We start from the raw sequence: 21,475 nt of genomic DNA, 5'->3' as shown, positions 1-21,475 counted from the left end.
ACGGTAATTTGTAAATACATTAACCCTTTTAATAATAAAAACAAAATGAGAAAAAACATTGTTGCAGGAAACTGGAAAATGAACAAAACCCTCCAGGAGGGTATTGCTCTTGCAAAAGAATTGAATGAGACATTGGCTAATGAAAAGCCTAACTGTGATGTAATCATCTGTACTCCGTTTATCCACCTGGCATCCGTTACTCCGTTGGTAGATGCCGCTAAGATCGGTGTAGGTGCAGAGAACTGTGCAGATAAAGAATCCGGCGCTTATACCGGTGAGGTTTCTGCCGCTATGGTTGCTTCTACAGGTGCCAAGTATGTAATTCTGGGTCACTCGGAACGCCGTGCTTACTATGGTGAGACAGTGGCTATCCTGGAAGAAAAAGTAAAATTGGCTTTGGCTAACGGCTTGACTCCGATTTTCTGTATCGGTGAAGTTTTGGAAGAACGTGAAGCAAACAAGCAGAATGAAGTTGTTGCCGCCCAGTTGGCATCTGTATTCTCTTTGTCTGCAGAAGACTTCTCCAAGATTATTCTGGCATACGAACCGGTTTGGGCTATCGGTACAGGCAAGACTGCTACCGCTGAACAGGCACAGGAAATCCATGCTTTCATCCGTTCATTGATCAATGAAAAATATGGAAAAGAAGTTGCTGATAACTGCTCTATCCTTTACGGTGGCAGCTGTAAGCCTTCCAATGCGAAGGAATTGTTTGCCAACCCCGATGTTGACGGCGGTTTGATTGGTGGTGCCGCTTTGAAGGTTGCTGACTTCAAGGGCATTATCGACGCTTTCAATTAAATGGAAAGTTGAAATTGGGAAGTTGAAAATGAGTTGCGCTATTACACTGCATAGCCATTTTCAACTTTCTGTTTCCCATTTTATAAAAACATTAACTCATGAAGAAGCTTGGTTTATTTTTAGTAGTGTGCTTTGCTTTCGCAACTCTTTCTGTTGCACAGAATAATATTGTGAAGAGCCTGGAACGCAACGTACCCGGACAAGGCAAGGTCACTATACGGCAAGATGCCCGTATTGCGGCACTGATAGGTACGGAGTATGTTCCTGCCGGTACCGATGACCGGAAGGTGATTAAAAGTTCGGGTTATCGTATACAAGTGTATGCCGGTAATAATACCCGCGAATCTAAAAACGAAGCTTATTCGGTAGCTTCACGGGTCAAGGAGCGTTTTCCGGAACTCACTGTCTATACTTCGTTTAATCTTCCCCGCTGGTTGTGCCGTGCCGGAGATTTCCGCAGTATTGAAGAGGCGGACGCCATGATGCGCCAGTTGCGTGCTACCGGCGTGTTTAAGGAAGTTTCCATAGTAAAGGATCAAATCAACATCCCTCTATAATTGTCGAGGGATAAATTATAAATCATAAATCATAAATCCTCTCATGTTAGGAAAAGAAGAAATTGTATCTCCTTCATTGGATGAACTGAAAGAACATTACCAGCGTATTCTTACTTTGTTGGGTGAAGATCCGGGTCGTGAAGGCTTGTTGAAAACTCCGGAACGAGTGGCAAAGGCCATGCTTTCGTTGACAAAAGGTTATTATATGGATCCTCATGAAGTACTCCGTTCCGCCAAATTTCAAGAAGAGTACAGTCAGATGGTAATTGTGAAGGACATTGATTTCTTTTCACTCTGTGAACACCACATGCTTCCGTTCTACGGCAAGGCGCATGTAGCCTATATTCCTAACGGCTATATAACGGGGTTGAGTAAGATAGCCCGTGTCGTAGATATATTTTCCCATCGCTTGCAGGTGCAGGAACGCATGACACTACAAATCAAAGAGTGTATTCAAGAAACGTTGAATCCTTTGGGTGTCATGGTTGTAGTAGAGGCTAAGCACATGTGTATGCAGATGCGTGGGGTGGAGAAACAGAATTCGGTTACGACTACTTCCGATTTCACGGGCGCTTTCAATCAGGCAAAGACTCGTGAAGAATTTATGAACTTGATTCGCCATAATTCATAAATTCTTCTTATTACCTAAGGTTATCGAGTGATTTCTTTGTACGCAGTGCGAGCCACTTCTATCACATCCCCTTCGGGGTGTGAAGGATAATCATTTGTCTGCAACGTCCACGGTTCTTCGATAGCATAGAAGTCAAATCCCTGTGCCGGCGCACCGTTTAGCTGGGCCGTCTGGGCATCTATCCATAACTTCCAACGGTGGTAGTAGAAGTCGCGCAACATTCCGTTCCATTCCTTGTGGGCATAGTCGCGTAATCCGCCTTCATCGGCAGCAGTACGGTTGCCCCAGGTCGCGATTTGTACACGGGCGTTCCATTCATACAGCTTCTTCTCTTCTTGAGTAGTCCCTAAATTACGTGCTTTCTCTATCCAAGTGCCCACTTTGAATTCCGGACGAGTGGCGAGCAAACGATCCTGTAACAGAATTAAGTTGAGGAAGCGCTGAGAAGCTGCTGCAAACAGTTCCTTTTCACCGGCTTTGAGGGCATCTATCATGATAGGATAGACCAACCGGCCTTTCTCGGCCACTGCCTGACGGACGATGTCCACTAAATCATACTCGAAATTATTGTTCCCTTTGAACCGGTCGGCAGCCGAAAGCAAGATGCCTGCTGCACGAATCACCTCTTCGGGTTCGTAATATTTCACCATTTCCGACCAACTGGATACCTGGTAAACATCCATTCCCGGACGGGCGCAGAATACCGACTCGTGCGTACCTTGCTGAGTGTTTGCATCCGGACAGTTGTAGATGCTGTTGCTCAACAGCAGCCAAGCCTGCTGAACGGTGGCATCGGCTTTGCCGTAACGGGCGGCAGTGTAATTCTTCAACCATTCGTCTTTCTCAAACTGAGCCGGACGCCAAGGCAGTTCGCACAGCAATTCAAACATTACCGAGTTATTTTCCGAGCCTTCCATCGTCATGCCTACACCTTTCAGCGTTTTTCCGAAGGGAGACGTTTTGGCTTTATAGAACTCGTCGATTACATGTCTCATTTTTCCATGCAGCCCTACGTTGCCGCCATAGTTCAGCAGCATACAGTACAGCCAGTCGTGTTTGCCGAATCCCTCTTTGCGATACCAGGTTGATGCCGGATCGCCCCATTGAGGACGGCTTTCGGAGAAGAGGTCAAGAACTATCAAGTCACCTTGGGGTATGTTTTCAATCATCTTCTGCCGTGGGTTTGCCTGCCATGCCTGGGCTACCCATACGGCTTTGGGATTTACTTTTTTCATGGCACCCCAAATGGCTTGTCCGGCGGCGTTCAAGTCAACACCGGCTATGCTTCCGCCTTCGTGGAAAGGGTCCATGCTGTAGAAATCGGCTTTGCCGTAGAGGCGGGTCATTTCTTTATAGTATAAGTCGGCTATTTCACCGAAACGAGGGTCCGTAGGTTGCAGAAACGCGGGGCGGGGATAGCCGCACCACAAGCCCGGGTCGGACACGTTCAGTCCTAAACGTTCCTTGGCATTATGAGGTACCATACCCGAATAGCCGGGCAGTACGGGCTGGATGCCATACTCACGCATGCGTTTCAATATCTGCTTTTGCAAAGCCTCGCGCTGTGTGTACCAACTATCGGGATTGGGACCTCCCCATCCTTCGAGGTTATTCATCAGCCACCATCCCTGGAAGGCGGGACCGGCAATGAATTGGTTGACTTCATCTTGGGTATAACCCAGTTTCATCAATACATTGCGCCAGACTACGTCCGTCCCTATGATGGCCAGCGGCAGATTGATTCCGTGCAAGGCCATCCAGTCTATTTCCTGCTCCCAACGTTTCCAATCCCAGAAAGCCATGGTGTAGGAGTAGGTGCAGTAATTAAGATCATAGCGATATTTCAAGTCCGTTTCATGACGTTCTTTCTGTGTTACTGCGGGCAGGACATCGGGTAATTTTGCTTTCATCCCGTTCCATGACAACTGTATGCCGGCATGATATTTCAGATACCAGTTCAATCCGGTAGCAATGCTCACGTAGTTGTTTCCACGAATCACTACTTTATCCCCTTTCTGATCCAATTCAAAAAAGTCAGCGGGACTCTTTACCTGCTCAACGATGAATTTACGGGAAGCGCCTTTGTCGATACGCTCCAACAAGCCTTGTATAGGCGATGCGGCATGCACAATCGCGGCTATACAAAAGAAACAAATCAATAGTGTCTTTCTCATATTACTTCATTAGTGGTTGTGAATATAACCCGTTTCCTCCGAAAACCCATCCCAGATAATCCTTTTTCAGTGGTTGGGACTTTCCTTTGAAGGATACGGTGAAGGGATGCTTCAGGTTGCAATGCAGATTCACGATCTGTTTCTCGCTTGCCGTCACCTTCAACTCATTTCCTTGGCGGGTAATCCGGCAGTTATAGCCTTTCAGTTCGCCATTGGGTTGCTCCACTACAAAGGCGTTGGTCAGCATGGCTTCGCCCATACATTTAAAGACTTCGTGTACATCGTTGTCTTGGGTATTCACGGTTTGCCAGTCGCTTATCATGTTCACGTACTGCTCGCCTATAACGAACTCCCGAGTATCATACAGTTCCGGGTGCGGATTGCCGAAACTCAATGAGTCGGCTGTTACGTGTGTGTCGGCACTGCATGCTTGTTTCACTTTCAGATAAGGATCGACCACGAAAGCCCAGCGCAAATCGCCCGAACGGAAGTCGATCAGATTGGCGAAGGCGCCCATGGCGTTATACGTTTCCTGCAACCAACGCTCTTCGCCCGTTAGCAGATAGGCGTAATAGGTGGCATACGCACGCCATCCGCTCCATCCGTGAGGAGAGTTGAACATGTTGGGGAGCATCTGCACGTCATATTGTGCTTCCCAATAGCGCATGGTGCCTCCACGGCGTCGGGCGTCGGGCACACGCAACTGGGTGAGGCAGTCGTGACTGTTCAATATCTTCAGCATGGCATCGGTATAGTGTCTGCGCTCTTTTTCATCTGTTTGCATCAAGGCAAGCATGCCGATTTGAAGTGCGGAGCAAGAAATCATTCCGTCCTCAAAGGTCAGTTCTCCTTCGGTTTCAAAGTCTCCTTGCGAAGCTACCAACTGGTCGATGGCACGTTTTGCCGAGGCGTAATGACGGTCGGCGATTTCTTTCCAACGACTGTCCTTCATGCCTAATTCACGTTCCACCAGTACGAGTTCCAGTATATTCTTGGCAACATATATCACGCTGGTATATACGGTACCATGATTGACGTATGCTCCGTCTTTGCGTTGCCAGGTATTTATCAGCCAATCTGCCAGTCGTGACGCTTTTGTAAGGTCTTCCACATTACCGTAGGCTTCATACTTGTCAACCAACAGGCTGATGGTTCCGGAAGTATTCTGGATGCGCGAGGCGTGATATAACGGTTCCATCTTGATGGGGTCGTGCAGCAGTCCGAACAGATAGTCGAAGCGTTGGCGCAACGCTTCATCCGTCGTCTTCTCGGGGAAATGCTTGGCCGCAATAAAGGCGGAGTAGAAACCGTACCAGCTTTCGATGTGCGAAGTGGCTTTCTGATGATATTTCAAGGCGCCTTTCCTTGCTTGTTCCAGCGTCCATTGCCAGGAGGTGTGTGCCGAGAGCACTCCTTCGGCTTGTTTTTCTCCATCGGTCACCTTTACGGAATATAATCCGGCAGCTGGCAACTGGCACGAAACTTCTTTCACGCCATCCCGCTTGGGCTTTACTGATACGGACAGCGATTGTCCTTTATCATCCGTTACCTGGATAACCGGTGCGGTGGCCAGCACTTCGAATACGGCCGTTTCTTTGGGTTGATAAACTGTCTGTCCGATACGGAGCATCGGAATACCGGCTACCTTATGAATGGTTTCTTCAAATTCGTCGGGCGTATTTATATCCACAAAAGCGATAGTCCATGTCTTTGCCTCACCCTGCTTCAGTTGCCATAAATCCTGCGGATTATGTGCCGGCAACGGTAAAGCGTTCATTAAGTCGAGATTCAGCGATTCTATGCGATGCCCCATAAACCAGTGAGGGGCAGGATCTTGATAACCTAAGTTATAATCGACACTCCACGAGGCAATGGGTTGTGGAGATACTACTCCCAATGTATGTCCTGAAGGAGTCTGAAGATAACCGTAGAAATGCGTTTTCTCATTCTTCATCAAGGTAGGAAAATACTTGCCGAACCAGTCGGGGTATTTATCCATATAAGTATCGATGCCCAGTTTCAATCCTGCCTTTACCGGCTGGAAGGGTACGTTTCCTTTATTTACGAGTGTGATTTCGACGGCAGGTTGTCCGTTCCATGCTTTATAGGTCAGGCGGCACTCCACTTGATCGATGGTAGCCCGGTAAGAGCGATACCCGTCGGGAATCCATTCGGCAATTCGATTCTCCTTTCCCAGGTTGGCATAGAAGCGAGGGCCGGCATTACTCTCTTTATGGAAGAAGGGAACCGTATCATTCTGCTGATTTGATTTAAAGATAATCTGTTCCAGTGTACCTTTATCTGATATCTTACATTCCCAGGCTTTATTTTTCCACAGGGTAGATTGTGCGGCTACGTTCATTGAAAGCAATAAGCCGCCTAAAATAATCCATTTCTTATTCATACTTAAATCTTTATATATATTTTCTTTTTATAGAGTAATACTCCGATTAACCACACGGAACACAGAAGTGAGAAGGCATAAAGAAAGGAGGTCCATTCATTATCGCCAAAGCAGTTGCTTAGAAAGCCACTATAGAACCGTTCGTGCAAAGTAGCCGAATGCAAAGGCAGGTAGTCGACTAAAATAGCCAATACTTCGCTGAGAACATAGCAGAACAAAGGATTTACTCCGAATACTTCGAAAGTCCACGTCTGCTTATATACTTTCCGCAGGTCGATGTACCATATCAGTATGCCCAATAAAAGACAGGCAAAGCCACAAGTGACCAGAACAAAACTGGGGGTCCAGACCCTTTTGTTCAGCGGACAACCATAACTGAACAGCCAGCCCACAATCAGCATCAAAGAGCCGTACAGAAAGATTTTGTTCAGTTTCTCTCTCATATCCGGCGTCTCTATACAGATTTTGCCTATACAGAAGCCGATAAGTACTTGTGCTATCGACGGCAGCGTGCTCAATGCTCCTTCTGGATCTATTCCTCCGTCGTTAATCATATTGTCTCCGAACAAAGTCCGGTCAACCACAGAAAGAATGTTCTCGGGACTGTGTACAAATCCGTTTCCAAAGAGCAGTATCAGGAAATATCCCGCTAATATGCCTCCGGCCAGATGAGGAATATAGCGATGCCGGCAGGTAAGCACTATAATGGAACCGATTCCGTAGCAGACTCCAAGACGTTGCAGTACTCCCGGAATGCGGGTGCCGGGTAAGGAGGCAAACGCCTCTTTCCACGGATTGCCTTCAAAACCGGGTTGCCGGCAGGCGTCGCGCAGCGTACCCAAAAAGGTAGCCAGTGCATAGATCGCTGTACCGATGAGAAACAGTATCAGCGAGCGGCGAATAATTTTCATCAGGAGATGAGAACTCAAATGAAACGAACATTTCTTCAGAGAGATATACATGGACACTCCCATCATAAACAGGAAGAAAGGAAAAATGACATCGGTAGGAGTCAGTCCGTTCCACCGGGCATGTTGTAGCGGGGCATATACATAGCTCCAGGTTTCGGGTGTATTCACCAGAATCATTCCGGCAATGGTGAGCCCTCTCATTACATCAAGTGCGACGAGGCGTTGATTGTTTTTCATGAGGTTGGTGTAAAAAAAGGCTGCCCAAGGTAAATCCTCAAGCAGCCTTTACTTATTGATTAGTATCCGGGATTTTGAGCGATCTTGCCTTTACTTTCATTGATTACGGCCTGCGGCAACGGCATCACATTCATGTAATCCTGTGCTGTAACCGAGTTCTTGTATTTGCGGGCATACTCGATGTATTTTCCGTAGCGAATCAAGTCGGTCCGGCGGGTACCTTCGAACCACAACTCATGTCCGCGTTCCATCAATACGGCGTCGAGGAAAGCGGCCGGGCTGGCAAAGTCGGCAGTGGCATAAGCGGTCAGTCCTGCGCGGGTGTGTACCTTGTTCAATAAATCAACGGCTTCCTGAGTCACTGCGTTTCCTTGACGGACGATGGCTTCTGATAACAGAGTCAGCACATCGGCATAGCGATATACAATCCAGTCTATCTGGCTTTCTTCACCGGTGGCATCGGGGTCTTCACCATATTTCACGGGCATTGCTCCTTCAATGAGTACCGAACCCGGATTCTGTTCGTTATAGTGTACGCCGTCTTCACCGATAAAGTCACCTATCAGCACTTCAAGGCGCTTGTCTTTCGCGTCAAAGGTGTGATAGAAGTTCCACATTACACGATAGCCGCCCCACTTCTGGATAGCAGGATTCTTGGTAGGATACTCGCTTGAAAGCACATGGGCCAGCCACATCTGCTGATTGACGCTGCGGCTGCATATACAGGACCAGATAGCTTCGGAGTTGCCTTCATTTTCCAGTGTAAAGATATCCTTGTAGTTATCCATCAGTTCATATCCATATTCCGGTTTCATCAGTTCGCGACCGCATTCTACTGCTTTTGCCCAGTTCTGTTCGTGCATATACAGCTTCATAAGTACGGTATAAGCCAATCCCCTGGTGAAACGTCCGTAATTGGTGTCGGACGTTTTATAGGTAGCGGGCAGGGCAGTGGCGGCCGTTAAATCATCCTCGATGAATTTCACCATTTCCTCTTTCGAAACGCGTGGAGCCACTTCATCCGATGTGGGATTTTTCAGCATTTCCAAAGATGCAATCTGGATGGGACCATACATGTCATACAATATATAAGCCAGCCAACCGCGTCCGCAACGCAGTTCGGCGTTCAGACGGTCTTTAGTTTCCTGTTTCATCTGGATGCCGGCAATGCGGTCCATTGTTAAGGTCATCTTGCTGATATCGCGGATGTAGTTTTTATAAGTATCCGTGACTCCAAAGGATTTGGCCGTGAAGTTGACTTGCAGCATATCCGGCCATACGACATCGTTCCATTGGCAGTAGCCGATATCTGTAGTCATGTCACTGATTACATGGATTCCTCCCTGCGAGGAAGCATATAAACCCGAATACCAGTTGGACCGGAAAGGAGCGTAGGCCGCAGAGGTCACCAAAGAGTTTGCATCATCTTCTGTGGTAGGGAAGATACCCGGATTAATCACATCATACATTTCTGACTCCAGATTTGTGCACGAGATGCAGCAGGCAGCCGTCGTTAACGCTATCGAAAATATAGAAAATATCTTTTTCATTGCATTGTTTCTTTAATAGGTTTTTAAAATGTAATATCCAATCCCAAGCTAAAACTTCTCACGTTGGGGTAAGCCCAAACCGAGTTGTCTGTTTCAAGGTCGAGTCCCTTGTATGGAGTGATGGTGAAGGGATTGTTGATGTCGGCATATACGCGGATGTTCGAAACCAACTTCTTTGCCGGGATGGTATAGCCCAGCGTTATGTTGCGGCAACGTACAAACCAGCTTTTTTGCAGATAATAGTCACCGACGCCGTATGTGCTTTTGTCCTGGAAATATCCCGGGCGTGAAGCCGTTGTATTGTCGTGGGTCCATACATCCTTGGCGCTGACCGGCATATTGTAGCCACGATACATGTTGACGATACCCGTCATTCCGTCGGAGCCTGTCAACCAAAGGTCTTTGTAGGAACCGCTGCTCAATACATCAAACTGTCCGTAGAAGTAGATGTTGAAATCGAAATTCTTGTAACGCAAAGTATTGTTCAAGCCCATCAGGTAGCCCGGGTCGGAACTGCCGTAAATCACCTGGTCGGCCTCGTTCAGCTTGCCGTCGGGCTTGCCCGATTTCAAAGGAATACCGTGCTCGTCCACCTTGTAAGAGCCGTCTTCGTTATATACATATCCGTCGATGTCTTTAATCTTCACTTGTCCGGGAAGTGCGCCCTTCATCCAGGGTACTTCTTCGCCTGCCTGGATCAGTCCGTCCGACAGATAGCCATATTTATAGCGTATGGGTGAGTTATATTGTGAATAAGCCGCAGGTTTCCAACTGTCGTCACGTGTGTTCCAACGGTCGCGATACAAAGAGAAAGTGAAGTCCGTGTTCCAGCTGAAGTCCTTGGTCTTGAAGTTGGTAGTGTTGATTGTCAGTTCAAATCCCTGGCTTTGCGTCTTGCCGATGTTGGCGTAGATCTTATCTACCTCATTGAAGGTAAGCAGTGTGCGTTCGCTCAATAAGTCGGAAACGATTTTATTGAAGTATTCAGCCGTTACATTGACACGGTTGTTGAAGAAGCCCAGGTCGATACCGATGTTCCATTCGGTGGTGGTTTCCCACTTCAAGTTGGGATTGCCCAGCTGGCTCAGATAAACACCTACGGTTTCTGTTCCTCCGAATTCATTGTTGTTACCGGTTTCGTAATAACTGATGGCGCGGTTGCCGATGTTCGAGTTACCTGTCTGGCCATAGCTGACGCGCAATTTACCGTTGGAAAGTACGGATTCCAGTGGTTTCATAAATTCTTCCTCGGTAAATCTCCATCCCAAGGCCACTGAGGGGAAGTAACCCCAACGATTGTTTTTCGCAAAGTTCGATGCACCGTCGGCACGCAGCGTGGCTGTCAACAAGTAGCGGTCTTTGAATGAGTAGTTCACACGACCGAAGAAAGAGGCCATTTCGTCCTTGGAAGCCGAAGAGCTTACTGAGGGTTTCGGATAAGCACCTGCACCCAAGTTGTTGAACAGGAAACCGTCAATGAGGAACTGGCTGTTGCCGGCTCCCAGTGATTCGTCAGTGAAACGCTGGAAAGAGTAACCTGCCAATGCGCTGAAGTTATGTTCGCCCCATCTCTTGGTATAGTTGGCGGTAAGTTCCATCAGATAATCCGATTTGTCATATTGGGCGACATCTGCCTGTCCGCCCTTCTTCTGGCCATACAAGGTGGTTTTGGGCATATATACACTACGCTTCTGGTAGTTGCGGTCGATACCGAAATTAGCTTTCAAAGTCAGGTCGTTGATGGGCTTCACCTCCACAAAAGCCGTGGCGAGCAGTCTTTCTTTGGTAGTCTTGTCGGTAATTTCGAGCAATGAAACGGGATTGGGCAGGAAGGCTGCCTGGGAGTTCAATGTATAGTCGCCGTTTTCATCTTTGATAGGCAATATAGGGCTGAACTGGGCTGCCGCTACCATGATGCTGGCATCCTGGTTCTGTCCTGCGCCCAATGGCACATTGTTGGTCTGATTGCGTGAGATGGTCATGTTTACGCCCATTTTTACATACTTGCTTACTTTCTGTTCCAAGTTGATGCGTCCTGTATAGCGTTCCATGTCGTTATTCTTCACTACCCCATTCTGTTTGAAGAAGTTTCCAGAAACCAGGTATTTGGTGGATTCCGTGCCGCCGTTTACAGAAATATTGTGCTGTGTCTGGAAACCGGTACGGGTTATTGCGTCGAACCAATCCGTGTCGTATGCCGGTGCATTGATTTGGGCGTCGGTATAATAAGGTGCGTATGGCTTGGAAGCGTCAGCTTCTGTCTTGCCGCCATAGATACCTATCTTCTGCGAGCGCATCCATTCTTCTTTGGCATAACGGTTGGATTGCAGCATGAAGTCGCGTGCATTCAACATGTCATATTCACCTGCCAGCGTCTGGACGGAAGCGGTTCCCGAATAGGTTACTTTCGGAGCGCCGGTAGCGCCTTTCTTGGTGGTGATGATGATGACACCGTTACCGGCACGGGCACCATAAATGGCAGTAGAGCTGGCATCTTTCAGCACCTCGATGGATTCGATGTCATTGGGGTTGATAGAAGCGAGGATATTGTCCGAACTGCCGGTTTCATATTTTCCGGTCTTGATCTTATTTTCATCAGTGGGGCTGATGGGAAAACCGTCGATAATGATCAGCGGGTCATTGCCTGCCTTGACTGATGCGGCGCCGCGGATGCGGAAACTGGAACCGCCACCCGGTTGGGCGCTTACGGCACTTACTTGTAGTCCGGCTGCCTTACCTGCCAACACATTGCTGATGGTAGATACCGTACCTACCGGAGCATCTTCCATTTTGATGGAAGCAACGGCGCCGGTCAAATCCTTCTTCTTCATGGTGCCATAACCTACTACTACCACTTCGTCCAGCAGTTCGGCATTTTCGTTCATGGTAATTGCCATCATTTTTCCTGCCTGTGGTTTCAGGGTCTGGGTCTTATATCCGATATACGAAATGACGAGTTCTGATTCGACCGAATTCACGGTCAGTGTGAATTTTCCGTCAATATCGGTCATGATGCCGTTGGTGGTACCTTTTTCTATGACCGATGCTCCGATTATGGGCTCGCCGGTGGCGTCCACTACTTTACCGCTGACCTTGACGGTCACATTTTGTTGTATGCCGTCTGCTTCGTCGATGGTAAGGATAATCTTCTTGTCCAGCACCGAATACTTTACATTGGTTCCGGCAAAGACTTTCGACAACACGTCGAATACATTGCCTTCGTTGACAGAAACCGACACGCGGCGGTTCAAGTCCACATGCTTGTTGTTGAAAAAGAAGTCAAATCCGGTCTTGGTTTTGATTTGTTTCAGCACACTCTCAACAGTTTGACGGTTGGCATCAATGCTGATTCTTGTTTTCTGTGCATACGTGTCCGCTGCATGAGCCAGGCTCAAAGAGCAGAAAAGGAATAAAATACATAGTCTCATAAACAATGGAGTTCTGTTAAACGATAGCCATGATGAGTTTATCATCCGGATTAGTTGGATGCTAAATGATTTTTGCATAATTTTGTAAAGACTAAGATAAATAAAAAGGTTAACTTGGCTTGTCGGGAAACAAGCCTTAAGAGTACGTTTTTCCATGCAGAAGATACGCCCATATCTTCCGCATGGTTTTTTTAGATTTAAGGTGCACGTTTCTGTTTCATCAAATTTAGTATTAAGGGTTAACAATATGGTATTTAATAGATTTCTATCCGTTGTTGTTTATCCGTCTCTTCATCGCTGTCCAGATAGCGCCAGTGTATTCGCGACGACCGTTTGAAGAATTCCAGAATCCGTTCCAGACGTTGCGTGGTGAACGAACTTGTGAAAGAGTATTCCTCCAAATGCTTGTTCCTGACTACGAACTCCACGTTAAACCGCTTGCTCAGAATATTGAGCACTTCGTTCATCGGTGTGTTGTTGAAGATGATGGTTCCTTCTTTCCAGGCGGTTTCCGATTCACAGTTCGTCTGGTATATCTGTGTTTCGCCGGACAGGGGCTTATAGACCAATTTGTGCATGGGACTCAGGACTATCTTTTGCGAGCCGCCGTTTTTCTCCTTGAACAGGAACCCTACTTTTCCTTCCACCAAGGTTGTGGAAATATGGTTGTCGGTGCCATAGGCTTCTACATTGAAGCTGGTTCCATAGACTTCTATCTGTGACTGGTGGGGCGTGTTCACTACAAAACGTTTCTCTTTATCAGACGTTACATCAAAATAGGCTTCTCCCGCCAGTTCCACTTCCCGGCTGTCCTTGCCGAAAACCGAAGGATAGCGCAATACGGATTCCGAATTCAGATAAACCACCGTACTGTCGGGCAAAACCAGTGAGGTAGTCATGCCCGGATTGGTTTTTACCTCAAGTATTTGAGCTATTCCGGGCTGTTTTTCGTTACCGAGGCCGATAAGCAAAGTAGTAACCAGAAGCGGGAGGAACAATATGGCAGCCACTCGTTGCGACCATTGCCACCAGAAGATTCTCTTCTTTACAATCTTGGTTTTCACCTTTTGAAATGCCTTGTCGCTATCTACACATTGCATCACATGCAGTGTGTCGGCCGCCATGTTCAGCATTTGTATCTGCTTTACCATTTTACGGTTGGCTTCGTCCAGCTCCATCCATTCTTCCACCCGGCGGGCTTCTTCGGCAGTTGCCAGCCCTTCACAATAGGTGGGTAATAACTCTTCTATATTTATATATGTATCGGTCATATCTTTCGGTTCATCTATTATTGAGACAATTTTCGAGAAAGGGTTACTAAACAAATTATAGTTTTTTTTAGAAAAAGATTGTGTTTTATTAAAATAAGTGATAAAAGAATTATCTTTGCCGATGAAGAACATGCAAGAGAAAGAAATGGAAATAGGTAAGAACCAAGAAGATAAAGTACTGCTCAAAGCCCTTCGGGAGGGGGAGTTGCAAGCGTACGAACGCCTGTTTAAGAAATACTATCCCATGTTGTGTGCATACGCCCATCGGTTTGTCGAGTTGGAGGATGCTGAAGAAATCGTACAGGAAGTGATGCTTTGGATGTGGGAGAAACGGGAGGAAATCATCATTGAATCTTCTTTGAACCAGTATCTTTTTAAAATGACTTACCATCGGTCTCTGAACTTGATAACCAAGAAAGAAATCATCAGCCGTGCCGAAACCTACTTTTTCTCCAGAAAGCAGGAAGAAATGCTGGAAGACATCCATTACTATCAGATGGAAGAACTCACCAAGAGGATAGAAAAGGCTATCAGTGCATTGCCGGAGTCGTATCGGATAGCGTTTGTCATGCACCGCTTCAAGCAGATGACTTATAAAGAGATAGCCGAAGCATTGAACGTTTCGCCCAAGACGGTGGCCTATCGCATTCAGCAGTCGTTGTATTTGTTAAGGGAGAATCTGAAAGATTACTTGCCTGTGGTTACAGTACTGCTGTTGGGCGAATTGGGTAATGCCGGGAATATTTCCATCTTGCATTGAAATCTCATTTGTAGCATTTATAGTTTCAGTTCAGTTTTCCCTCTCCTGTTCCGAATTTAGGCGGGATTTGAAATAACTCTGATTATCAGTGTGTTCTGTTTACATATCGGTTACATACTGATGTAAATGGCTTTACTTGAGTATGTAACGGTCGTTTCTTCATAGTGTAACGGTCTTTACCTCATAGTGTAAATGCCTTTATGCCTTCATGTAAAGGAGGTGATGTAATGGAGTATGTCTTTTCTTGATTTAGCTTAGCTTAGTAGCTTATTACCACTCTGTCGCCCAAGCGCTTTGCCATGATGCTTTTAATCTCACGCAGCTCATTATAGCGTTTCATGATGCTGTTGCATTGCGTTTCGTCGTTGATCACAGCGGGGTCTTGCAGGGCAAACATGATATGCTTCAACTCCTCGCTGACAATGGCATATTTGAAGTTTATCATCAACCGGGGGATTAGCTCATAAAGGCGTTCTTCATCCGTCACCATTTGTTCTATCTGTGATTTCCTCAACTGATAGCGGTTGCTGATCAGTTCCACGCTCAGTTTGCTGATGACGGGGTCGGGGTGTGCCACGAAATAACGTTCGGCTATAAAGCCTTCGTTATGTATGCGTTCGGCAGCCTCCGACAGGATTTGCCGGTGAAGCGGATTGTGGAAGGCAAGTTCGTCTTCCTTCAAATCATTTATGATGTATTCGGTAACGGTGACGGGTATTTCCTGCCCTTCGCCATTGGGGACTTTGCACATCACCCTCTCTCCATAGCGGACTAGCATTTGCAGAATCAGCCGCTCGTATTTATAAAATTCCTGCCCTTCCTTGCCATCTTGCGGAATGAAAGACACGTAATCGTCCGACGGCGGGAAAGGAACCGCTTCTTCGGGTGGAAAACCGGAAGGGGGAAAGGCTTCGGGGGGATAAGTGCCGGACGGTTGCGAATCACCGGCAGGAACCTGTGCAGGGGCATTGCCGCCGTCAGTGATGCCTGCTTCCGCATTCGCCCGTGCGGCATTGGCGGAACGGCGTTCCCGTTCGGCACGCTCTGCCTGTTTTTCGGCCTGCATTTCCCGGCGTTTGGCAACTTCGGACACCAGTAGTTTATCTTCTACACGCAGCAGTTGGGCGCATTCCTTGATATACACATCACGTACAATGGCTTCCGGAATAATCGAAATGCTTTGCACCAGGTTACTTATCAGTTCTGCACGTTTTATCGGATCCTTGCCTGCATCCTCCAGCAGCAGGTTGGCTTTGAAACGGATAAAGTCTGTTTCATTTTTCTGTATGAATTCCTGAAATTCAGTAGCGTTGTGCTTGCGTGCGAAGGAGTCCGGGTCGTCACCGTCGGGGAGCAGGCAGACTTTGATGTTCATGCCCTCTTCCAGCAGCATGTCTATCCCTCGGATGGACGCTTTGATACCGGCGGCATCACCGTCGTAAAGTACGGTCATGTTGTTGGTGAAACGGTGGATCATGCGTATCTGTCCGGGAGTCAGCGCCGTGCCCGAAGAAGCGACTACATTCTCGATGCCCGATTGATGCATGGAGATAACATCCGTATAGCCTTCCACCAGGAAGCAACGGTCTTGCTTCACAATGGCTTGCTTGGCAAAGTAAATGCCGTATAGTTCGTTGCTCTTATGATAGATTTCCGATTCGGGAGAGTTGACATACTTTACTTTCACCCCTTTGGTGGCACCGGCAAGTACACGCCCTCCGAAAGCTACTACTTTTCCGGACAAAGTATGTACCGGGAAGATGACGCGTCCCCAGAAACGGTCGCGCAGGCGATGGTCGTCCGTCTCATAACAGAGTCCGGTTTTTAGAAGGAAATCCTTCTTATAGCCCTTTTGCAAAGCTTCCTGTGCGAGGGCGTCATGGCTTTCCGTGCAATAACCCAGCTGGAACTTCTCGATGATGTCATCCCGGAAACCACGGTTGCGGAAGTATGCCATGCCGATGCTGCGTCCATCTACATGGTTGCGGAGGATATTCCGGAAATAGTCGCGTGCAAAGCTGTTGACGATGAACAGGCTTTCCCGTTCGCTTTGCGCTATTTTTTCCTCGTTGGAGAGTTCCCTTTCTTTGATTTCTATGCCGTATTTCTTGGCAAGGTATTTCAGTGCTTCGGGATAGGACATCTGCTCATGCTCCATGATGAAGTGCACGGCATTTCCACCTTTTCCGCACGCAAAACACTTGCACAACCCTTTGGAGGGCGATACATAAAAGGAAGGGGTTTTATCGTCATGGAAAGGACACAAGCCCACATAGTTGACGCCGCGCTTGCGCAGGGTGACGAAGTCCGATACTACATCGGTGATTTGTGCGGCGTCGAGTATGCGGTCTATGGTGGCTTGGTCTATCATTGCTGTTTTTATGTTTGCGCAAAAGTACATGATATTTCTTGAATAATCAAGTGCTTCGGCTACGAACGAGGTTTAGAGTGAATCTGAGGGGACAGATTCTCTATTTGATTTTTTCCCGTATTTTGGTCAGATACTTCTTCATCCCTTCCGCGTCTTTCTTTTCGATGATTTCAAGCAGATTCTTCAACTCGGTACGAATGTTGGTTACTTGTGACGGGGTACGCGGGTTGAAAAGTATCTCTTGCAGCAGATAATCATCTTCACTCAGCAATCCCTTGGCAATGGCCATGTGCTTCTTGAAAGTCGTACCCGGCGCCTCCTGGTGCTTCATCACTGCGGCGAACACGAAGGTGGAAACAAACGGGATGGACAGGGAGTATGCCACTGTTTCGTCGTGCTCGTCGAAGGTATATTCAAAGATGTTCAGTTTCAGGGTCTGGTACAGATCCTTGAAGAATATTTTTCCCAGATGGTCGCCTTCGCTGATGATGATGGCATTCTCGCTGCCCAGATTGCTCAGGCTGGCAAAAGTAGGCCCGAACATGGGATGAGTCGATACATAGCGGAAACCACTTTCCTCATAGAATTTCTTCAGTCCTGTTTTTACCGAAGCGATGTCGCTGATGATGCAGTCTTTGGGAAGCACCGGCAACACGTGCCGGAAAGCGTCCAGTGTGTATTTCACCGTGGCGGCATTGATGACCAGCTCCGGCTCGAATTCCTTGATTTCCTCCAGGGTGGTGAAACGGTAGGTGTTATAGACAAAACGCAATTGGTGCGGGTTGACGTCGAACACGGCCGTCTCGTGCTGAAAACTCAGCATGTCTGTAAAGAAGGAACCCATTTTGCCGGCTCCAAGTATTAGTATTCTCATATATTTCACTTATTTATGATTTCCATTTGCTGCCTCACGCTCTCTTCGTGTATCGCTTCGAACACTTTCTTGATGAAATCTGAGTCCATGCCGCAAAGAGCACCTTGCGAACCGCGCTTTTCAAGAATCTCGTTATAGCGTCCGGTTTGCAGGATGGTCATGTCATGCTCCTTCTTGTATGTGCCGATTTCACGTGCCACACGCATCCGCTTGGCCAGTTCCTGGATAAGGTTGTTGTCGCATTCGTCAATCTGTTTGCGCAATTCGCTGAGGTTCTCCGTGCTTTGCGTTTCCTTGCGGATGACGAGCAGGTTGAGGATATAGTCCAATACATCCGGAGTGACTTGCTGGGCGGCGTCGCTCCAGGCACAGTCCGGATTGCAGTGGCTCTCTATGATCAAGCCGTTGAAACCTAAGTCCATGGCCTGTTGGCAGAGGGGAGCGACCAGTTCACGCTTTCCGCCGATGTGGCTCGGGTCGCAGAGGATGGGCAGGTTCGGAATGCGTCGGCGCAGCTCGATGGGGATATGCCATTGAGGCAGGTTGCGGTAGAGCTTCTTGTCGTAGCTGCTGAATCCGCGGTGGATGGCGCCCAGGCGCTTCAGACCCGCGTTGTTGATGCGTTCCAAGGCTCCAATCCATAATTCAAGGTCCGGATTTACCGGGTTCTTTACGAACACAGGGATATCGACCCCTTTAAGTGCGTCGGCTATTTCCTGTACGGCAAAGGGGTTTGCAGTGGTGCGTGCGCCTATCCATAGAATGTCGACTCCGGCTTTTAAGCATTCATACACGTGCTTGGCGGTGGCTACTTCCGTAGAAACATACATGCCGGTTTCTTTTTTCACCTCTTTCAGCCAAGCCAGACCGTCCACGCCGATGCCTTCGAATCCGCCCGGTTTGGTGCGTGGTTTCCAAATGCCTGCACGATATATCTTGAGGCCTTTGTCGGCCAATTGTTTGGCGGTGCTCATCACTTGTTCTTCGGTTTCAGCACTGCAAGGACCGGCGATGACCAGGGGACGTTTGTCTTCAATACCTTCCAGCTTGATGGGTTCTAATTCGAGTTCCATATTCTTTATTTGTTTAATTATCTTATACGTATATATATTTTTCTTATAACTTTTCTTCCTCTCGGAAAGTCCTTCGGGAAGCGGTTTTTAAGATTTACTAAAACAGGGAGGAAGATTTAGTAAATCTCTACCGATGTTTCAGTAAATCTCCGGAGAGGATTTAGTAAACAGAGATTCCCGTTTCATTGGGAAAATCCTCTTTTGTAAATATTTATATTATTCTTCTGATACGTTCCAAGGCTTCCGCCAATTTGTCTTCCTTGCAGCACAAGGAGATACGGATGTATCTTTTCCCGTTGCTTCCGAAGATAAATCCCGGAGTAATGAACACCCTTGCCTCATGCAGCACCCGTTCCGTCAGTTCTTCAACGTCGGTGCAAGTGTCGGGTATCTTGCCCCAAAGGAACATGCCTACCTGGTTTTCATCGTAGGTGCATCCCAGTGCGTGCATGATTTCACCTGCCAGTCGGCGGCGGTTGCGGTAATTCTTGTTGTTGCCTTCATACCAGTCTTTTTCTGCTTCCAGGGCTTTGGCGGCGGCCAGTTGCATGGCACGGAACATGCCGCTGTCGATGTTGCTCTTCACCTTCAGTATCCATTGCACGAAGTCGGCATTCGAGGCGAGCATGCCGATACGCCATCCCGGCATATTATGGCTCTTGCTCATGGAATTGAATTCAATGCAACGATCCTTGGCTCCGGGCACGCTGAGGATGCTGACGGGGTGCTCGTTCAGAATGAAGCTGTACGGATTGTCGTTGACGATGACGATGTCTTTCCGGCGGGCAAAGTCAACCAGCTTCCGGTAGAGTTCCGGAGTGGCGTTGGCTCCGGTAGGCATGTTGGGGTAGTTGGTCCACATCAACTTTACGCGGCTCATGTCCATCTTCTCCAGTTCATCGAAGTCGGGCATCCAGCCGTTTTCCTCTTTCAGGTTGTAATTCACCACTTCGGCGCCGAGTATCTTGCTCAGTGAAGTGTAGGTGGGATATCCGGGATTGGGAACCAGCACCTGCTCTCCGGGATTGACGAACGCCAGGGTTACGTGCAGGATACCTTCCTTGGAACCGATGAGCGGCTGTATTTCCGTGTTCGGGTTCAGCTCTACACCGTACCATTTCCGGTACCAGCCGGCAAAGCTGCAACGTAGTTCAGGAATTCCGATATAGGGCATATAACCGTGGCCGCCGGGGTTGTGCGCTGCCTCACAAAGAGTTTCGACGGTGCTTTCCGAAGGTGGCATATCCGGGCTTCCGATACCCAGGCTGATTACGTCTTTTCCTTCGGCGTTCATTTGCGCCACTTCTTTCAGCTTCTTCGAGAAGTAGTATTCACTTACGCTTGCCAGGCGGTCGGCAGGCCGGATTTTAGATGCTTGATTTTCCATCTTCGTATTCTCCTAATATTTTAAGTTCTTTAGTCAGCGGGGCGATGGCTGCAATAGCTTGTTTATATCTCAGTACATTGTCAAAAACAACATCCACATAAAATTGATATTCCCATTCGCGTCCGATGATGGGCAGGGATTGTATCTTTGTCAAGTTTATGCTGTAGAAGGACAGGATGGACAGTACCTGCGAAAGGCTCCCTTCGGTATGCGGAAGAGTGAATACCATGCTTGCCTTGTTGACTTCTTTGTGGCGGTGGCGGTTCAGTTCATCCACTTGCCAGGGGTCGGCCACAACCAGGAAACGGGTGAAGTTGTGTTTGTTGGTTTCAATCCCTTCCTGCAGGACTTTCATGCCGTAACGTTCGGCGGCTGCCTTGGAGCAGATGGCGGCATGCCCTTTCAGGTTTTCTGTTTTGATGATTTCGGCGCTGCGGGCTGTATCTTCACCTTCCACCACTTTGATCTTGGGGTGGCGGGCAAGGAACTCACGGCATTGCATCAGGGCGATAGGGTGTGAATTGACTTCCGTAATGTCGTCCCAATCTTCTTCGGGCAGGCAGACGAAGCTGTGGGATATGCGTAGTTTGTATTCTCCTACGATTTGTGTCCCGCTTTGGCGCAGCAACTCATTGTTGTGCAGCAAACTGCCTGCGATGGTGTTTTCTATGGCCAACATTCCTATCGTCTGGCTGTCTTTCTTTACGGCAGCAAACACGTCTTCAAAGTCGGCGCAACAGATTAATTCTATTTCCTCTCCTGCAAAGTACTTGTGGGCGGCGATGTCGTGATACGAGCCTAATGTTCCTTGAATGGCTACCTTTTTCATTATCGGATATTTGTTTTCTTAAATGTATTCTACAAAAAAAATCCCGCTTCCATGCGATGGAGCGGGATCAGTATATTTACTTGGTTCTCTATTCAGTTCTTAAGCATCACTGTCACTTGATACATACAAACTCCCGCTCTACTTTCTGGCTAAAGTAAAAGTAAAAAAAGAAGTAATATGCATAAGTAAATGAGTTCATACTTGTATTCTCTGTTTT

At 47.7% G+C, this 21,475-nt stretch carries 15 protein-coding genes; 4 read left to right on the top strand and 11 right to left on the bottom strand.

The genetic code is table 11. The annotated features are described in order from the left end of the window. Positions 1-45 precede the first annotated feature (45 nt). From tpiA to folE, 3 genes are all read left to right on the top strand, one after another. Entirely contained in the window at positions 46-801 is a 756-nt protein-coding gene (tpiA, locus tag HMPREF9446_RS19145) for a triose-phosphate isomerase (protein ID WP_009125704.1), read from the top strand. A 98-nt stretch (positions 802-899) separates the two neighbouring features. Then, positions 900-1,358 carry an SPOR domain-containing protein gene (locus tag HMPREF9446_RS10875; protein ID WP_009125703.1) on the top strand — a complete coding sequence of 153 codons (459 nt, stop codon included), beginning with the start codon at positions 900-902 and terminating at the stop codon, positions 1,356-1,358. A gap of 43 nt (positions 1,359-1,401) precedes the next feature. Further along, entirely contained in the window at positions 1,402-1,989 is a 588-nt protein-coding gene (gene folE / locus HMPREF9446_RS10870; protein WP_009125702.1) for a GTP cyclohydrolase I FolE, read from the top strand. A 20-nt stretch (positions 1,990-2,009) separates the two neighbouring features. Here folE and HMPREF9446_RS10865 read toward each other — a convergent pair whose 3' ends face one another. The 6 genes from HMPREF9446_RS10865 to HMPREF9446_RS10840 all read right to left on the bottom strand — a co-directional run bounded on the left by HMPREF9446_RS10865 (position 2,010) and on the right by HMPREF9446_RS10840 (position 13,964). Next, positions 2,010-4,163: an alpha-N-acetylglucosaminidase gene (locus HMPREF9446_RS10865; RefSeq protein WP_009125701.1), complete on the bottom strand. Its 2,154-nt coding sequence runs from the start codon at positions 4,161-4,163 to the stop codon at positions 2,010-2,012. A 1-nt stretch (position 4,164) separates the two neighbouring features. After that, entirely contained in the window at positions 4,165-6,567 is a 2,403-nt protein-coding gene (locus HMPREF9446_RS10860) for a hypothetical protein (RefSeq protein WP_009125700.1), read from the bottom strand. A 2-nt stretch (positions 6,568-6,569) separates the two neighbouring features. Then, positions 6,570-7,715 carry an acyltransferase family protein gene (locus HMPREF9446_RS10855; protein WP_009125699.1) on the bottom strand — a complete coding sequence of 382 codons (1,146 nt, stop codon included), beginning with the start codon at positions 7,713-7,715 and terminating at the stop codon, positions 6,570-6,572. Positions 7,716-7,774: 59 nt separating this feature from the next. Continuing rightward, positions 7,775-9,265, bottom strand: coding sequence for a RagB/SusD family nutrient uptake outer membrane protein (locus HMPREF9446_RS10850; protein ID WP_039969117.1), 1,491 nt, complete (start codon positions 9,263-9,265; stop codon positions 7,775-7,777). Positions 9,266-9,288: 23 nt separating this feature from the next. Continuing rightward, entirely contained in the window at positions 9,289-12,693 is a 3,405-nt protein-coding gene (locus HMPREF9446_RS10845; RefSeq protein WP_050797294.1) for a TonB-dependent receptor, read from the bottom strand. A gap of 254 nt (positions 12,694-12,947) precedes the next feature. After that, complete coding sequence (locus tag HMPREF9446_RS10840) at positions 12,948-13,964, bottom strand: FecR family protein (protein ID WP_039969112.1); 1,017 nt, start codon at positions 13,962-13,964, stop codon at positions 12,948-12,950. Positions 13,965-14,109: 145 nt separating this feature from the next. Between HMPREF9446_RS10840 and HMPREF9446_RS10835 the strand changes: the two genes are divergently transcribed. Continuing rightward, entirely contained in the window at positions 14,110-14,724 is a 615-nt protein-coding gene (locus tag HMPREF9446_RS10835) for an RNA polymerase sigma-70 factor (protein ID WP_039969162.1), read from the top strand. A gap of 259 nt (positions 14,725-14,983) precedes the next feature. Here the strand turns inward: HMPREF9446_RS10835 and dnaG are convergent, their stop codons facing one another. The 5 genes from dnaG to HMPREF9446_RS10810 form a co-directional block, all read right to left on the bottom strand. Then, positions 14,984-17,095 (bottom strand): DNA primase, encoded by a 2,112-nt coding sequence (gene dnaG, locus HMPREF9446_RS10830; protein ID WP_039969110.1) that lies wholly within the window; start codon positions 17,093-17,095, stop codon positions 14,984-14,986. A gap of 100 nt (positions 17,096-17,195) precedes the next feature. Beyond that, positions 17,196-17,969 (bottom strand): prephenate dehydrogenase/arogenate dehydrogenase family protein, encoded by a 774-nt coding sequence (locus HMPREF9446_RS10825; protein WP_009125692.1) that lies wholly within the window; start codon positions 17,967-17,969, stop codon positions 17,196-17,198. 5 nt (positions 17,970-17,974) lie between these two features. Continuing rightward, a complete protein-coding gene (locus HMPREF9446_RS10820; RefSeq protein WP_009125691.1) occupies positions 17,975-19,042 on the bottom strand; it encodes a bifunctional 3-deoxy-7-phosphoheptulonate synthase/chorismate mutase type II in 1,068 nt (355 codons plus the stop codon). A gap of 211 nt (positions 19,043-19,253) precedes the next feature. After that, positions 19,254-20,429 (bottom strand): pyridoxal phosphate-dependent aminotransferase, encoded by a 1,176-nt coding sequence (locus tag HMPREF9446_RS10815; protein WP_009125690.1) that lies wholly within the window; start codon positions 20,427-20,429, stop codon positions 19,254-19,256. Continuing rightward, on the bottom strand, positions 20,410-21,258 hold the full coding sequence (locus tag HMPREF9446_RS10810) for a prephenate dehydratase (RefSeq protein ID WP_009125689.1): 849 nt from the start codon (positions 21,256-21,258) through the stop codon (positions 20,410-20,412). Before HMPREF9446_RS10810 ends, HMPREF9446_RS10815 begins: the two co-directional genes overlap by 20 nt. Between the last annotated feature and the right edge of the window lie 217 nt (positions 21,259-21,475).

The organism is Bacteroides fluxus YIT 12057 (genome assembly GCF_000195635.1).
Classification (GTDB): domain Bacteria; phylum Bacteroidota; class Bacteroidia; order Bacteroidales; family Bacteroidaceae; genus Bacteroides; species Bacteroides fluxus.
The sequence above is the reverse complement of the archived record's forward strand: the minus strand, read 5'-3'. Positions and strand labels throughout refer to the sequence as shown.

Excerpts from the sequence above, each read along its gene's own strand:
- HMPREF9446_RS10815 (WP_009125690.1), bottom strand. The coding sequence starts at position 20,429 with ATGGAAAATCAAGCATCTAAAATCCGGCCTGCCGACCGCCTGGCAAGC.
- HMPREF9446_RS10850 (WP_039969117.1), bottom strand. The coding sequence starts at position 9,265 with ATGAAAAAGATATTTTCTATATTTTCGATAGCGTTAACGACGGCTGCC.
- HMPREF9446_RS10820 (WP_009125691.1), bottom strand. The coding sequence starts at position 19,042 with ATGGAACTCGAATTAGAACCCATCAAGCTGGAAGGTATTGAAGACAAA.
- HMPREF9446_RS10810 (WP_009125689.1), bottom strand. The coding sequence starts at position 21,258 with ATGAAAAAGGTAGCCATTCAAGGAACATTAGGCTCGTATCACGACATC.
- HMPREF9446_RS10865 (WP_009125701.1), bottom strand. The coding sequence starts at position 4,163 with ATGAGAAAGACACTATTGATTTGTTTCTTTTGTATAGCCGCGATTGTG.
- HMPREF9446_RS10860 (WP_009125700.1), bottom strand. The coding sequence starts at position 6,567 with ATGAATAAGAAATGGATTATTTTAGGCGGCTTATTGCTTTCAATGAAC.
- HMPREF9446_RS10835 (WP_039969162.1), top strand. The coding sequence starts at position 14,110 with ATGGAAATAGGTAAGAACCAAGAAGATAAAGTACTGCTCAAAGCCCTT.
- tpiA (WP_009125704.1), top strand. The coding sequence starts at position 46 with ATGAGAAAAAACATTGTTGCAGGAAACTGGAAAATGAACAAAACCCTC.
- dnaG (WP_039969110.1), bottom strand. The coding sequence starts at position 17,095 with ATGATAGACCAAGCCACCATAGACCGCATACTCGACGCCGCACAAATC.
- HMPREF9446_RS10825 (WP_009125692.1), bottom strand. The coding sequence starts at position 17,969 with ATGAGAATACTAATACTTGGAGCCGGCAAAATGGGTTCCTTCTTTACA.
- folE (WP_009125702.1), top strand. The coding sequence starts at position 1,402 with ATGTTAGGAAAAGAAGAAATTGTATCTCCTTCATTGGATGAACTGAAA.
- HMPREF9446_RS10845 (WP_050797294.1), bottom strand. The coding sequence starts at position 12,693 with ATGAGACTATGTATTTTATTCCTTTTCTGCTCTTTGAGCCTGGCTCAT.
- HMPREF9446_RS10840 (WP_039969112.1), bottom strand. The coding sequence starts at position 13,964 with ATGACCGATACATATATAAATATAGAAGAGTTATTACCCACCTATTGT.
- HMPREF9446_RS10855 (WP_009125699.1), bottom strand. The coding sequence starts at position 7,715 with ATGAAAAACAATCAACGCCTCGTCGCACTTGATGTAATGAGAGGGCTC.
- HMPREF9446_RS10875 (WP_009125703.1), top strand. The coding sequence starts at position 900 with ATGAAGAAGCTTGGTTTATTTTTAGTAGTGTGCTTTGCTTTCGCAACT.